This window comes from Bacteroidota bacterium (genome assembly GCA_019637975.1).
Lineage (GTDB): Bacteria > Bacteroidota > Ignavibacteria > UBA10030 > UBA6906 > CAADGV01.
In genome coordinates this window covers 35,150-49,399 of record JAHBUR010000007.1, presented here as the reverse complement: position 1 = coordinate 49,399, position 14,250 = coordinate 35,150, and the positions used below count along the sequence as shown (strand labels likewise).

At 52.2% G+C, this 14,250-nt stretch carries 13 protein-coding genes; 2 read left to right on the top strand and 11 right to left on the bottom strand.

What is annotated here, in order from left to right:
• Positions 1 to 465: 465 nt before the first annotated feature.
• The 6 genes from KF749_05115 to KF749_05090 all read right to left on the bottom strand — a co-directional run bounded on the left by KF749_05115 (position 466) and on the right by KF749_05090 (position 6,443).
• Positions 466 to 1,560, bottom strand: a complete 1,095-nt coding sequence (locus tag KF749_05115) for a hypothetical protein (GenBank protein ID MBX2990536.1) — start codon at positions 1,558 to 1,560, stop codon at positions 466 to 468.
• Positions 1,561 to 1,864: 304 nt separating this feature from the next.
• A complete protein-coding gene (locus KF749_05110) occupies positions 1,865 to 2,149 on the bottom strand; it encodes a hypothetical protein (GenBank protein MBX2990535.1) in 285 nt (94 codons plus the stop codon).
• A gap of 294 nt (positions 2,150 to 2,443) precedes the next feature.
• On the bottom strand, positions 2,444 to 3,670 hold the full coding sequence (locus KF749_05105) for an efflux RND transporter periplasmic adaptor subunit (protein ID MBX2990534.1): 1,227 nt from the start codon (positions 3,668 to 3,670) through the stop codon (positions 2,444 to 2,446).
• 283 nt (positions 3,671 to 3,953) lie between these two features.
• Positions 3,954 to 4,703 (bottom strand): hypothetical protein, encoded by a 750-nt coding sequence (locus tag KF749_05100; protein ID MBX2990533.1) that lies wholly within the window; start codon positions 4,701 to 4,703, stop codon positions 3,954 to 3,956.
• Positions 4,704 to 4,717: 14 nt separating this feature from the next.
• Positions 4,718 to 6,031 (bottom strand): HlyC/CorC family transporter, encoded by a 1,314-nt coding sequence (locus KF749_05095; protein ID MBX2990532.1) that lies wholly within the window; start codon positions 6,029 to 6,031, stop codon positions 4,718 to 4,720.
• A gap of 7 nt (positions 6,032 to 6,038) precedes the next feature.
• Positions 6,039 to 6,443 carry an EVE domain-containing protein gene (locus tag KF749_05090; protein MBX2990531.1) on the bottom strand — a complete coding sequence of 135 codons (405 nt, stop codon included), beginning with the start codon at positions 6,441 to 6,443 and terminating at the stop codon, positions 6,039 to 6,041.
• Between the two features lie 152 nt (positions 6,444 to 6,595).
• Between KF749_05090 and KF749_05085 the strand changes: the two genes are divergently transcribed.
• Positions 6,596 to 7,825 (top strand): serine/threonine-protein phosphatase, encoded by a 1,230-nt coding sequence (locus KF749_05085; protein MBX2990530.1) that lies wholly within the window; start codon positions 6,596 to 6,598, stop codon positions 7,823 to 7,825.
• 79 nt (positions 7,826 to 7,904) lie between these two features.
• Here the strand turns inward: KF749_05085 and KF749_05080 are convergent, their stop codons facing one another.
• The 4 genes from KF749_05080 to KF749_05065 all read right to left on the bottom strand — a co-directional run bounded on the left by KF749_05080 (position 7,905) and on the right by KF749_05065 (position 9,417).
• Positions 7,905 to 8,336: a TraR/DksA family transcriptional regulator gene (locus tag KF749_05080; GenBank protein MBX2990529.1), complete on the bottom strand. Its 432-nt coding sequence runs from the start codon at positions 8,334 to 8,336 to the stop codon at positions 7,905 to 7,907.
• Positions 8,337 to 8,352: 16 nt separating this feature from the next.
• Complete coding sequence (locus KF749_05075) at positions 8,353 to 8,559, bottom strand: hypothetical protein (GenBank protein ID MBX2990528.1); 207 nt, start codon at positions 8,557 to 8,559, stop codon at positions 8,353 to 8,355.
• A gap of 25 nt (positions 8,560 to 8,584) precedes the next feature.
• Positions 8,585 to 8,920 carry a hypothetical protein gene (locus tag KF749_05070; protein MBX2990527.1) on the bottom strand — a complete coding sequence of 112 codons (336 nt, stop codon included), beginning with the start codon at positions 8,918 to 8,920 and terminating at the stop codon, positions 8,585 to 8,587.
• 143 nt (positions 8,921 to 9,063) lie between these two features.
• Complete coding sequence (locus KF749_05065) at positions 9,064 to 9,417, bottom strand: hypothetical protein (GenBank protein ID MBX2990526.1); 354 nt, start codon at positions 9,415 to 9,417, stop codon at positions 9,064 to 9,066.
• 197 nt (positions 9,418 to 9,614) lie between these two features.
• Between KF749_05065 and KF749_05060 the strand changes: the two genes are divergently transcribed.
• On the top strand, positions 9,615 to 10,724 hold the full coding sequence (locus KF749_05060; GenBank protein MBX2990525.1) for an MBL fold metallo-hydrolase: 1,110 nt from the start codon (positions 9,615 to 9,617) through the stop codon (positions 10,722 to 10,724).
• A gap of 73 nt (positions 10,725 to 10,797) precedes the next feature.
• Here the strand turns inward: KF749_05060 and KF749_05055 are convergent, their stop codons facing one another.
• Positions 10,798 to 14,067: a T9SS type A sorting domain-containing protein gene (locus KF749_05055; protein ID MBX2990524.1), complete on the bottom strand. Its 3,270-nt coding sequence runs from the start codon at positions 14,065 to 14,067 to the stop codon at positions 10,798 to 10,800.
• Positions 14,068 to 14,250: the final 183 nt, after the last annotated feature.

Sequence of the window (14,250 nt, the reverse complement as noted above, 5' to 3'; positions counted from 1 at the left end):
TATCAAATAGCGAGTCCCGTTCTGCGTATCTCTCACTACCGCCGTAGGTCCGTTCCCGGACCACAGCAGTGAATCTGTTGGGGAAATTGTCAGATGGCGAACAACCAAACTCTCAGGAATACCAAACTGTTGCGCAAATCTCTCACCCTCTCGCTGTGATGGCGACGGTGAATAATACGCTACGACAATGGGAACCCGACCCGCGAGCATCAGGCAATACATCAAGGCTTGCTCAACGCAACTGCCACAGTGATCCTTCCGAACTAGGATCTCAATTGTCAATGGACGTTTGGCTAAGGATAACACTGTTGCAGTAAGTTCCTTTTCATATGTAGGAATGTCGCTCGTACCGGATGGCTGCACAGATGGGGTCCGTTGACTCCTCCACGTCATGTACAAGAAAATGCCATTCCCCAGCAAGAGAAGAAGCAGGCTGATTTCAAAAAGCGTTTCATGCCTTGAACTTTATTTGGGTTCGCTCCACAGTAACTTGTACTTCACCAGACGTGAGTTGTTGTAGCAAAAGGCGTAGAGGTATCCGCGCGAATGGGCTACTGCCCATGGCGCGTACAGCGTATGTGTCCCAACATCGTTTTCTCCCTTGCTTGGGCGCTCCACCACGTTTTGACTCGGATAGGACACTTTCATAAGCCTTCCTGTCTTACTGTTAAAAAAGAAATATAGGATACTAGGTTTGCCGATACGTTCCTTTGTCCAATCTAATGGTAGCGTAAGCACCGTGTAAGTGCTGTCCAACCAAAATGCCGACCACGGATAGGGCAAGTTCTTCTTTATGATCTTTTCATATTGATCCATTATCTGGTTTGCCACTCCGGAAGAGAGATCCTTAAGGAACTCGCGAACCCATTCGACGTTTCCGTGCGTATCGAACTTTATCAGGAGTGGCTTGTGACCGAATGAAACCACACAGGACCCATCAGGATGTGTTCCAAACGAGATACCGCCCTTGTCCGGTATTTGAAACAGGCGTGCAGCGGTTCGCGAAAAGACGACTCGGTCATGCCCATCAATTGCTCTGCAACGGATTTCCCAATTGGCCGCATTTTGACCGGCAAGATAGTAAAGACTTCCACTGCTATCGACCCCTACAGATTGATGCGTGGAAAGTGAGTACCAACCGGCACGTCCCAGCAAGGGAACATCCTTGTCCAAGAATCTTCCGTCTACAGAAAAATAGGAAACCTTGAAGTCTTGGCAGAACACAACTTTCCCTTTCTTCATGGTCACCCAAGCAGAATAGTTTGCAAGCTCTCCCGGCCCTCTCCCCTGTTTGCCCCACGTCGCTAAAAGCTCAAAGTTACGTAGGTCGAGGACACTGATGCGCGTCATGCGACTGTCAAATAACACCAATCTTGTTTCGCTCTCGTCTAGACCCATTGATTGTACCCATGCCCATAGGTGGTTGGGTGCATTCGGCGGAGCTTCTATTTCTTGGACAAGTTGCAGTTCCTGCGTTACATCCAGTGGTGCTTCCTGTGCGTAGTGCGGAAGCACCACCACCGAATGACACAATGCAACGATGAACAGATTACGAGTCACACTTGTTGCGGTCATGATCCGGCGCAAGCACCAGACGATTGAGGTTCTCCGTTTGGCCCTACACATTGACACGAACTGGGACCTGACGTGCAAGTGTAGCCACAACATTGCACCGATGCTCCACCACCGCAATCTGCACTGGCACATGCCGCTTTCGCTTGCTGAGTGAAGAAAACAATCTCGAGAGCAAGCACAACCACCACCGAGAGTGAATACAATGCTCTTTTCATGATGCCTCCAACGTTTTTTGAAGAAGTGGATAATGTGAATTCGGAGATGAATACAGTGTCTCCCTATCTGATCGTCAAGCAAATTCTCTTTGCAATTTCGGTTTGCAATAATGGTTTGCAATTTCGGACATGACGTTATCGTCGCTTAGGTTTACCCCCCCCCGTTGGCTTTGGGTTTTCCCATTCTTGCGTCGGAATTCTTCCATCGTCATACCGGTCCGTTGCTTAAACCAGCGAGCAAGAACATCATCTCGCAATCGAAGTTCACTCGCAATCTCAAAACAGGCCTTCTCTGTTGTCTGAAGCTGCTGCTGTACAAACTCCAGTCGCACATCGGAAACAAATTGCCCGAGTGTCATCCTCTCCTTTCGATGAAATTCCTTTCGCGCGGAATCAATGAGCAACCCATGATGTGCCGCCACAACCTTTGCGCTGCACGCCTTCTCCGGGTTTTCGCGTATCCAGGTTTTGAGTAGTGAGGTGTCTATTGACATGGGATATACCTCCAAGTTAGGGACAAGAAAAGTGTTTGAAATATGTCGACCGTGGTTATCGGAGTCGTTGTCTTTTTCACACCCCGTCCTCACTGCGTTCGGACACCCCTCTCCCTCGCGCACATACCCTCCCGCAGAGGGGACTTAATGTTTCAAGGTCTATTTTGTTACGCGTATCCTTGCATCATGCGCCAGTGTGTAGTGTCCGTCCACAATCACCGTGTCGCCCGTCTCGATACCTGAGCGGATGGCAATGTAGCGTTCATTCTCATCTTCAACATCAACGTAGTGCCACTTGGCAAGTCCTTGCTGTGCCACAAACACGAGCGTGCGCTGGTCGCGCACAAGCAGCGCAGCCTTCGGTACAAGCAGTCGGCTGGCAAAGATTTCGGTTTGGATTCTCACTGTTGCGTACATCCCCGGCATCAGCGAGTTGGAGGTGGGAAGGTTGGTCAGTTCAATCGTTACTTTAAGAGTTTTGGTTTTGGGATCAATCATCGGGTTGCGGGTTATGACTTTGCCCGTGAAGGTTTTGCCCGGCAGCGCGGCAACGGTCAGCTCGGCGCGTTGTCCCGGCTGCACACGCGGCGCTTCGCTCTCAATCACATCAACATCCACAAGCAGAGTCGAGAGGTCAACGACATTGCAGATTGCTGTCCCCGCCTGTACGCGCTTGCCAACGGTGAGGTCGAGATTGCCGACGTAACCTGCAAACGGGGCACGGAGTTCGGTTGCCTCCAAATCCAACTTTGCGCGGGTGTAGGCTTCCTGCGTCGCCGCGAGTCCGCTTTTGTTGGCAATAATGTCGCCGCGGTCAACGAGCAGATAGGCGTTCGCGGCTTCGTATTCGCGCCGTGCTCGCGCCAGTGCAGCCTCGTCTATCTTCTTTGTCCGGTAGGCGCTCTCCGCATCCGCAAGCCGCTGACGCACGCGGGTAAGCTCCTCCTGCACACGCGCCGAATCGGGTCCGGCAAGAAACTCGGACGTGCTGAGTGCCCGGTACTCAATCTGCGCGGCAAGCAGCGCTGTCGAGGCCTTCTCATACGCAAGACGGGACTCGCGATCATCCAACTTCACTAACAGATCACCTTTGCCGACGTGCTTGCCGTTCTGTGCATACACGCCAACAACATCACCGCCAACACGCGCAAGCAATTCCACCTCGCGCCGTGCGCGCAGTATGCCATTGGCGCCAATGCTCTTTGCAAGCACTCCCCGCTCCGCTACAGCAACCGTGACGGGAAACCGGACATCGCCATCAACTTCACTCACCGCGTTGGCGCGTTCGGGAGGAGATGTATCTGCTGATCGTGTGGCGAGATACGCAATGAGTCCAATCAGGGGAATGCTGAAAGTCCACAGAAGGAGTGTTCGTCGTCGCGGCATAGGCCCTCAACCAAATGAAGAGAAGGGAATCAGGATGCCGACAAGAAACGCATCCGGGCGGAGAATGTCAATACTTCGGCGGGGACGTGGAGAAAACGAACGGCACGGTAACGGGGCGGGATGTGGAGAGGGGGCTGAGGGACATGAGCAAGCCAAAAGAGCTATGGGAAGAAACGAAAAAGTGATTCTTCAACTCTGAGTTGTTTCTGAGCTGATAGTAATTGGTAACAAGAAGCAAGAGGATGGGTTCCCCCACAGCCGCGGAATCAGCAGGAGATAGTACTCAAAACATCACGCCCAGAAATGCACCGTGGGATAGCGCCTTGTAGTCGAATGCCGCGTTGTTCATGTTCCACGTTTGATAGCGAAAACGATAGCCGAGTGTGATGCCCTCGAACAGAACGGCATTGCGGAACACAAACAATACTTCACCGGTTGTCGCGGCTGAGAATCCCGTTCCGGTGTTGAAGCCTTCAAAGCTCCAGTGTACCGCTTCGGTTGCGTGAATGGAGAACTCAAACCGCGGCTGACGGAACCTGTACTTCAATCCCGCCCCGATACCTAAACTGCCGATGTTGAAATTCTCCTTGTCGGTGCCGGTGTTGTCGCTGCGTGTGTAATCTGTTGAGATCATGAGGGGGAGAAACACTCCGTGCGTCGGCGAGAAGGTCAGGGGGAATTCATTGCCGACTGTTATGGCGGCGTGCACTGCCGTTTTATCAACCCCGCGAAGTGTGAAGCGCGTATAGCCGAACGTCACGTCAACCATCCCCTCCCGGAATCCGATTGTCGGCATGACTCGGCGGTAGTTGATGATGAGGGAATCGGGCGATGTATTCGAGTAACGTGGCTCGAACGTTCGCTGCAGGTAGCCTAAATGCACAAAGCGATTTGAACTTCCCGCCGGTGAGCGCTCGTAGTATTGCGCGGCAAGTGGGGGAACGACGAGAAAGGTGAGAAGGAAGAAGAGTGTGACCCGAAAGAGTTCCGAGTTCGTAGAGTTCGTAGAGTTTGTAGAGTTTGTAGAGTTCATAGAGTTTGCGGGGTCTACGCTTTGCGAATGCGGAGTTGCTTAACTTTCTTCTTGTCAACGCTCTCGATAGTTCCGTTCCACTGATCGATCCGCAGTGTTGCCCCCTTTTCGGGAACACGGCCGAGCAGATGAACGACATATCCGCTCACCGTCACGACATCCTTGGTATCGGGCACGACTTCGAACATGCGTGCAAAATCATGAAGCGGCATCGTGCCGTCGATTGTATATTCTCCTTCGTTCACTTTTTGCACCATCAGCGGCTCAACGTCGAACTCGTCACGGATTTCTCCGACAAGTTCTTCTAACACATTCTCCAGCGTAATCAATCCCGCTGTGCCGCCGTACTCATCCACGACGATTGCCATCAACACTCTTTTTGTCAGGAAGGTATTCAGCATTTTTTCGAGCGGAGTGGTTTCGGGAACGAACAACAGCTCACGCTTGATACTCAACAGTTGCGCCCCGCGCCCGCCGGGTACGGAAGGCCCGACCTGCTGTGCCTTCATCCTGAACAGATCTTTCAGGTGGATCATCCCCAGAACATTATCAAGGTCGTTCTCACACAGCGGGTAGCGTGTGAATTGACTTTCGAGGGCGATCTTCAAGCTCTCGTCGGGCGATTTGTCTGTTGAGAGATAGACGATTTGCGTTCGGGGTACCATCACCTCACGGACCGTCCGGTCACGCAGTTCCATTGCGCGAAGAAGAATGCTCCGGCTTGTCGTTGAAATCGTCTTCCCTTGACTGAGCAGAATGCGCAACTCTTCTTCCGAATGCGCCAAATCGCTTTCGCCGACGGGCTCGATGCCGACTGCCCGCAGAAAGTAGTTTGCGGTTCCGTTAAGAAGCCAGATTGCCGGTTTGAAAACGACAAAGAACAGGTGAAGCGGCGCGGCAACTCCCAATGTTACCTTCTGCGCCCGCTGAATAGCGAGCGATTTCGGCGCCAACTCGCCGAGAACGATATGGAGGAACGTGATGATGCTAAACGCAACGCCGAAGGACACCGCCGCGACCGCTGTCGGGTTCGTGATGCCGGCGAGCACAAACAACGGCTGAAGCATGTGGGCAACGAACGGTTCGCCGAGCCACCCGAGTCCGAGGCTTGTCAGTGTAATGCCGAGTTGCGTCGCGGAGAGATATGCGTCAAGATGCGTAATAACTTGCTGGGCAAGCCTGGCCCGCTTCAAACCACTCTTGATGAGAGGTTCAATTTGGGTCATGCGAACTTTGACAATGGCAAACTCGGCGGCAACGAAAAAGCCGTTGAGGAACACCAGCGCGAACACAGAGGCAATCTTCAGAATGCCGTAAACAATTTCCATCGAAATGTTATTTCGACATTGTGAGAAGGCTTTTCCACAACGCGGCAGGAACGGGCATGACGGAGAGCCGTGACATGCGCACAAGCTCGAATTGTGCGAACTCCTTCCGCGCTTTCACTGCGGCAAGCGTGACAGGAGTGTTCAACTTCCCTTTCGGTTTGAGGTCAACAACTGCAAGCTTCCCGTCCTGTTGCTTCGGATCGGGGTACGGATTCGAAACGATCTCGGCAATTCCAACAACAGCCTTTTCGCCACCCGAATGATAGATGAAGGCAAGATCGCCTTTTTTCATCGAACGAATATGCTTCAATGCAAGATTGTTGCTCACACCGTCCCACGTCGTCTTCACATCCCTCTCCAAATCAGCGTAGGAGTATGTTGACGGTTCGGTCTTGAGAAGCCAGAATGCCATATCCGATGTCCTTTGTTGTTGGAACAAAGTTACGGGAAAGGGAAAGGGAAAGCAAGAAATCACAGTGGCCGGCATGCTTTGCCCGGCTTCCGTATTTTTCCTACCTTGATACGGAGACTTTCCTTTTTACATCACGTCCTGAACGGTAAAGAATGGACCATCGCCAGCTTCAAAAGACGATCGAGAGTTTTGACACGGAGAAGTTCGAACATCCCGAACAGTTTCTCACGCACGTTCTTCATCAGATCATCAAACACAAAGGCATCGATATTCTCGGAGGGCGGCTCTGGAGATTGGAATCTTCGTCCGCTGCATACCGCCTCGTTTCGCAGCTCGGTTCGTTGAAGCGGATTCGAAAAGGCTTCGTATTGACAGTTGCCGAGTATCCCCCATTCCTGAAGCTCGCCGAGGAAAGAACAATCGTCTCCGACGAAACGAACGACTACCTGCGCCGTCGCGGCATACTCACATACTCGGCGACAGGTGTCGGCGAGAAAGTGCATGCAGAAGGAATGCGATTGTACGAGTACATCCTCACCTTCAACACCAATCTCACACACGAGGAGGAGGCACCCGCACTCGACATCATCAGCATGACGGTGAGCAGAATGTTGCGCAGCCGCCGGCACGAGCTGAAATCCACCACGCTCGAAAAAGAGCTGGAGAAAGCGCGGATGATTCAGCAGAGCATTCTTCCCGAACCGGAATTGCATTTCCACCATTATGACATCTACGGCGTATCGCTGCCCGACAGAAGCGTCGGCGGTGATTTCTTCGACTACGTGATCAGTCCCGAAAAGGATCGGGTTGATATTGTTATCGGCGATGCCGCCACGAAGGGAATCCCCGCGGCTGTTCAGGCACTGTATGCGTCCGGCGCCTTGCGGATGGGGGCGATGCATAACATCAAAGTCAGCACACTCGTCCGGAATCTGAATACGCTTGTTCATCAGGCATTCCCCGACGAGAGCTTCCTCACGCTCGTTCTTGCCGAACTAACTGACGACTCACAGGGACTTTGTGTGTACGTCAATGCGGGTCACACGCGTCCCCTGTTGTGCCGCGGCAAATCGGGCAACGTTGAGGTTCTCAATCCCACAGGAACGATCGTCGGGCCGTTCGCCGATCAGAAATTCCGGCGTGAAAGCGTGCTGATTGGAAAAGACGATACTCTCCTCCTTTCAACTGACGGCGTCACCGAAGCGATGAGTCCGTTACGAAAGGAGTATTCCGAGAAGAGGCTCATGAGGCGCCTCGCCTCGTTGAGAAGGAAAACAGCAAAGGAAATCGCCCTTGGCCTCCTCGACGATGTAGCACGCTTCAGCGCAAAAGGCAAGTACAATGATGACAGGACTCTTGTTGTGATCAAGAGGGTGGAATAATGGTGCAGCCGGCGGGGACACCAAGCGCCGCGCGATCTCACCTTCGGGCGTTTCACCCGCCGGCCGGCTTGGACTTCAATTACTGGGCAGTACTCATTGCGGTAATTCTTCGTGCTGACCTGCCGCGATTCTTGCAATCGACACACAGTTGAGTGTGGGGAACCGCAAGCAATCGTTCCTTTTCGATCTTCTCGCCGCATCCGACACACGTGCCGAACACACCCATCCGGATGCGCGTCATCGCCGATTCAATATGACGCAGCAGTTCAGTCTGGCGATTGAGGAAATACGCCGCCTGACTCTGTTCCTCTCTGCTCTGCGTATTGGTGTCAAGAATGCGATTGTACGCCCTGATATCCTGCCGGATCTGCGAAGCCATTTCTTCCATCGCAAGCTTGAATTCTTCCAGCTCGGCCTTTGTATAACCTGAGGCGGGCGTCGCAGCTCTGCGCTTGCGGACGGGAAAATTCTGCAGGGCCGATTTCATCTGCTGTCTTGTTGTTGCTCTCATGGTATTGTGCCTCCTTTCAGGCAGTATGATCTCTGCCATAGTGTGTTCTGTTATAGGTAGCATGATATTCCGTCAACGGCTCCTCCCTGCCGCGTGATTGCGGGCAGCGTTGATGTCCCGCGCATTGCGGACATATGTATTGCTCGCCGCTGCTTCCCCTTCGCTTCATCACGATCATGGCGGAGCCGCATCGTTTGCATTGAATGGAAGTTGTGTAGCGCATCGTTCGTCCCTCCTCGATTTGTTATTCATACATCAAAAGCTTCGAGCCCGTATTTCCCTGCACACGCATCACAAATCCGGGCCGTCGGCGAGCGGCGCAGTTTCTCCGTACAAATGGACATTCTGCACACAGTACACATGCCGTAACATCCCCTCTCAATTCTGTCGAGCGCGGCCCGCAGTTCACCGTACCACGGGTCTGCGCGGAACGCCATGATCCTGTCGAGCGCCTCCACGCGCGGCGATTCCCGGAGTTTCTCTTGTACATGCGAGTCAATCCTGTAGGTGTTCTCGAAATACCGGAACAACCTGTCGATATGGCTTGCAGCAGGCACGCGCATATCAAGCAATGCTTCTGTCATTTCTTCCTCCCTCTCTTCTTGAAAAGAATGATCAACAGTCGAGCCGGCAAGTATTGCCAACTGACTGCTTGTAAACAACTACAAGGAACGATTGGTAGAATCAATTTGTCTGCATGCCGCGGACCGCGGCCACAGACATCTGATCAGATCAGATGAGCGGGAGGTGCCCGGCTTGATTTTGGCGAGAGATCAACCGGCGAGAAGAGTATTGACGATTCGCGGGCGTACTGCTGCAACACCACAGGAACTCCGGCAGCCGAGCCTGCAGCAACCAGAATTCCCGGAGGAAGCGAAACTTGCTTTGAAACCGGGATTTTCGCCACTTGGACAAGCAGCGCCCCCGACACATTCCCGCACTGATTCTGGCTCTTGCCAACAACCTGATGTACCGGTGCATCATTGACCAAACCGGTCAAGAACGCCGCCGTAGCGGTAGCTGCCACAAAGTACAGCGCGGCTACACACAGAACAACGGTATGTCGGAATACTCTTGCCATTTCACTTGAATGTGGATTTGAAACCCTGATACTATAATATGTCTTTCACGAAGAGATGCAAGCAAAATCGGATTGTGCCCGTACGATTTTTTCAGTTCTCGCGGAACTCTTCCCTTGAACGACATGCGTTCTTTTTTTATACTCTATGCAATGAAACAGTTCTTTCACAGCTATCACATCTCTTCGAGGCACCGACTATGAAGGTTGAACAGATCCGCTCAATGGACGGAACGGGAACACTCTCGTATCTGCTGATTGATGAGACGGGGAAGAATGCCGTTCTCATAGATCCCAACATTGAAGATGTTGAGACGATTTCTGCAATGATCCGGAACGCGCACGTGACGCTGACGCATATCTTCGACACGCACACACATGCCGATCACGTCACGGGAGCCGGCGAATTGCAGAAACTGTTCGGCGCAAAAATCGTGATGCACGAGAATACGAAAAACAAGTGGAAGGTGATTGATCAGGGAGACAAATTCGGCATCGGCGATATTCTCAGGGCGAACGCCAAGATTCCGATTGATATGTATGTGAATGATGGCGATGTGATCACGTCGGGAACAATGAGTATCAAAGTCCTGTTTACGCCGGGACATACGGATAATCACATTACGATGCACGTCGGCGACAGTATTTTCACGGGCGATTTGTTGCTTATCGGCCAGGCGGGGCGAAGCGATTTGCCCGGCGGCAATATGGAGGAACAATACGACAGCCTGATGAACAAAATTCTTCCCCTCCCCGACTCGACAAAAATGTATCCCGGGCACGACTATGAGGAGAATGTGTACGCATTGCTCGGAGATGAAAAGCGTACAAATCCTTTCCTCGAACGCCGCACAAAAGCGGAGTACATGCAATTCGTTGAAGATTTCTTCCCCCCTCTTGCGGAAGCTTCTGCAACAGGCGGCAAGATGACGCTGCAATGCGGCGTGCAGCGTGTTCCGCAGCCAACGGATTCATTCAAAAACATAACGCCCCAGGAGCTGATGAAGTTGATGAATGAGAAGAACAACCTCCATCTGCTCGATGTCCGTGAACCATTTGAATTGATGTCGATGGGAGCAATCGAGGGCGTGCAGAATATCTCCGTGCGGGAGTTGAAACATCGTACTGCCGAGCTACCGCAGGATAAGTCAACAGAGATTGTGAGCATTTGCGCAACCGGCAGTCGCTCAATGGAAGCCGCGCATTTGCTGCAGCAACTCGGCTACACGAACGTGAAGAACCTCACGGGCGGGACTGTTGCCTGGCTGAAAAGCGGATTCCCCGTTGAGAGGCCTGCGATGAAGGTGTAAAGTAACTACATCCGTTCGCCTATTGACAGATTAGAAAGCCCTGCTGTGCAGGGCTTTTGTGTTCAGCAAATGTTCACTTCGTCAGTAGCAATTTGTTGACTTTGTTCAGCCGAATACTTCCGTTCGCATCGGTCGCCGTGAACCGAGCGAAGTAGACGCCACTGGACATGTTCGAGGCATCCCACGTTGCTGAGTGATAACCGGCTTCACGAGAACCACTGACCAACTGTGCCACTTCTCTTCCAAGAACATCGTACACCACCAAACTCACGCTGCTGTTTTCCGGCAACTCAAATTTGATTGTCGTCGATGGATTGAAGGGATTGGGATAGTTCGCATGAACTGCAAAAGTGGTTGGGATCTCTGACTTTCGGCTGTGATCTTGCTTGGTCAAAAGGTTCTGGTTTCGCGAGAGCTCGTCAAGAACAGTATGCACATGCACAACAGTTGTAACGAGATTGCGGCTGTTTCCTGCAAAACCTCGCACCGTTGGTTTCAGGAACACCCGTCGGCCGTGCAGACCTTCAAGCCGGTCACGCAAAGAGAGATTCCCTTTCCCGTTTGACTGATAGATCCTTTCCCTGTTGACACGCTTGATCAGCGTACCGTTGTCGGCATCGATCACATCAAATGAGAGGCCGATTTCACGATTCACAAGATTGGAAAAGCCGTGCATGACTGCGACCCCCTCAACGAATACACTATCAACATTAGCTGGCAGGGTAAGAGGCGATGTTGAAAGTCTGCTCCACACTGAGTTCTCGTTTGGTGCCGGACTCGTTTCGTTTGTGAACTCGAGTGGCACAATTGTTCCGTTTGAGAGTTTCAGATCTATCGCGGATACCTCTACAAAGAAGTATGCCGATGTGTCGGCTTCTGCAGGATCCAGCCGTTCTGCCACTGTCCGTTCGCGCAACGATTTTTTCTCATGGTAAGGCCGCCGGGCAACAACAGCCCGCCTGCCGTACTGTGTGGGAACGACGGAACTTAATGTGCTCTTGTCGGTATTGTCTGTCTCTGTGCCAAATACCAGTTCGTGTGGCGGCCCAGAAGGTGCTGTTCCGGCAATCCGCGTCGAGGCAAGCGGATCGTTAGACCCGGCAATAACAAGGTTCGGATGGATCAACGACTCGTATACTTCGGTTACCATCCATTCCTCGCCCTCGTTCTCAGCCTTGTATGTGCTCGACCCGTTATCCCATGCGCAAACCACCTTTCCGGAGGACAAACTGCTGACCGTGGGACGTGAGAAATCGACAGCAGGGGAATAGCTGGCGAATTCATGAGCTTCGTCCCAATTATCATCATACCAGCGTTGGTACATAACTCGTTGTTGCTCCTCTTGCTGCGGGTTCGATGCTTCCCACACAACATGAGCTTCCCCGGGACTGTTCGACGTGTTGGCGCTTACCTGCGAGGAGCGTGAGAGCGGAGCAACACTCGCCGGTACGACTTCATCAACCGCGCCAACGTAGTCGATGATCTTCACATCATCCCTATTGTCATACGTCAGGAAGAAATTCACATCGCTGACCCCGGAAACGCTCGGGCTCAAATAACCGGAGTATCGCAAGTCTTCACCAGCCCATTCCCAGTCGCCATTCTCCGGATACGCGAAATTCATCCATAAACCTCCCGTACCTTCCCAAAACGCGTACAGCCACGGACCGCCGAAATAATCGACGCGTGTGATGACGGGTCTCGTGTCAATATTGGTGCTGATTGACGTCGAGTTGAGTTGAACTGAGGACGAGATTCCGGCCTCCGGAAACGGCGGTATGGTAAACATGATTTGGTAATTGCCGCCGGACTGCTTCCGGTACACGGCATACAAGTCTGTATCGCACGGATCATTTAAAGGACTGCTTGTGACGCACTCGGTCCAAAGGGCAATTGATGGCGCACTTGCCGTACCCCCACTATTAGTGAACCGTTTTTCATTCCACCAGGTCGATCCGTTGTCGAACGAAACATTCCACCAAAGTTCGCCCGCGCTGGGATAGGCAAGGGCATACAACTCCTCTCCGTGGGTTCCATACGGAATCCCTGCGACAACCCGCTGGCTGTTGCTGCCGGTAGGGTTGCTAACGGAGGAGAGAAGCTTGCCTTTGTACTGTGCCACAGAAGTTGCGCCGGATGCGATGAAAACAACGGGGGTTTGTTGTTGAGATGGGTCATGATGCGTCACACTACTGCCCGACCAATTCTGGAAGTATGCCAAATGGCTGTTAATTGTGTTCTCAAACGGCGCGCCGACGGAGTAGTAGGGTGAAGTACCGCCAAAGGATTGGTTCAAGAACACGCCTTTGTACCAAGTGTTGGAAGTAGTATTGCTGAAAGGAGATGATTGCGTTCGCCATCTTGGGTTCATGCTGCGGTTTTTGGGACCTTTCGCGTCGGCAGTATCAATCAGCCAAGGGTCCTTAAAGTCTATAGTGCCACCAGGATTACCACCATCAAGAAGCTGGGCTTGGATTGTCGCGTTGTTCACTCTCCTGAATTGTGATTTCACTATCGAGAGTCCCGGTTGAATCAGAAAATCTCGATGGTTAACGACATCGTCGGAAGCATTCCAGGTATGGTACTTTTCATCGTAATTCGTCGTTTCGTTGGGCCAGACAGTAGTATCGGCTCTGAAGGTTTGCGTTGTGTTCAATTCGAACTCAAAGTATTCAGGTACGACATATTCCGCAAAAGCGTTTTCTTCCCAGTGACCAATTTTACTAGCTTGGATACGCTCGTCGTCCTCGAATACTTGGTCTGCCGTTACTTCTTGCGGCGCGATCCAAATCGTGAGCTTCACAGGCACAAAGGGGGAGCCAAGGCCGGGAACTCTATACGAATATCCTACACCACTCCCTTCAGTCGAACTTACAATGCCGATTACGAAGCGTTCCGCCGATAGAGATGCCTGCAACGCAGACACGAAATCGGACGATTGTCCGAAATCAGCTGTATACGTGAAATTCGAAGTCTGCTGGTTGGATGCAACGATACTGCTGTTCGCCGACAGGTAGAGTGTTTGCGCTGACGGTGGAGTCGAGAGGTCGTAATCGTTTGTAGATATCCAAAAGTTGAACTCCGGTGGACTTTGGCCTGACTCCCCTGAGGCCGTGACTTGAAGGCGTGCCGAGGCAACTGTGGCGTCTTCCGGGATTTGTGCTCCTGAAAAGTTCCATTGAAAGAAGACCCTGTCGGTGTGAATGGTTTGGCCACTTAGGAACCGACCGACCGGATACGAGGTTTGTCCGCTACCACCCCAATAGAAGTAACCACTGGGCCAGTACTCAGCGCTCTTGCCGATGTCAAAATCCAAAGGCCCGACTTGGGTCTGAGCCGGCATTGGGGACTGCAGGAGAGCAATCCCGCTGAGTAAGACAAATAAGCCTATCATGCGTTTCATGATTCATCTCCTTTTGTGTTGATTGCAAAATCAGTTGACTCTACTTATCTTGTGAATGCAGACAGAGACGCCAGAGAAGGCAAACTACCCCTTCTCTAAATCAACCTGCGGCTTTGTTCTGCG

Coding starts and splice junctions, on each gene's coding strand:
- KF749_05110 (MBX2990535.1), bottom strand. CDS start 2,149: ATGACACTCGGGCAATTTGTTTCCGATGTGCGACTGGAGTTTGTACAG.
- KF749_05105 (MBX2990534.1), bottom strand. CDS start 3,670: ATGCCGCGACGACGAACACTCCTTCTGTGGACTTTCAGCATTCCCCTG.
- KF749_05100 (MBX2990533.1), bottom strand. CDS start 4,703: ATGAACTCTACAAACTCTACAAACTCTACGAACTCTACGAACTCGGAA.
- KF749_05095 (MBX2990532.1), bottom strand. CDS start 6,031: ATGGAAATTGTTTACGGCATTCTGAAGATTGCCTCTGTGTTCGCGCTG.
- KF749_05090 (MBX2990531.1), bottom strand. CDS start 6,443: ATGGCATTCTGGCTTCTCAAGACCGAACCGTCAACATACTCCTACGCT.
- KF749_05085 (MBX2990530.1), top strand. CDS start 6,596: ATGGACCATCGCCAGCTTCAAAAGACGATCGAGAGTTTTGACACGGAG.
- KF749_05080 (MBX2990529.1), bottom strand. CDS start 8,336: ATGAGAGCAACAACAAGACAGCAGATGAAATCGGCCCTGCAGAATTTT.
- KF749_05075 (MBX2990528.1), bottom strand. CDS start 8,559: ATGCGCTACACAACTTCCATTCAATGCAAACGATGCGGCTCCGCCATG.
- KF749_05070 (MBX2990527.1), bottom strand. CDS start 8,920: ATGACAGAAGCATTGCTTGATATGCGCGTGCCTGCTGCAAGCCATATC.
- KF749_05065 (MBX2990526.1), bottom strand. CDS start 9,417: ATGGCAAGAGTATTCCGACATACCGTTGTTCTGTGTGTAGCCGCGCTG.
- KF749_05060 (MBX2990525.1), top strand. CDS start 9,615: ATGAAGGTTGAACAGATCCGCTCAATGGACGGAACGGGAACACTCTCG.
- KF749_05055 (MBX2990524.1), bottom strand. CDS start 14,067: ATGCCGGCTCAGACCCAAGTCGGGCCTTTGGATTTTGACATCGGCAAG.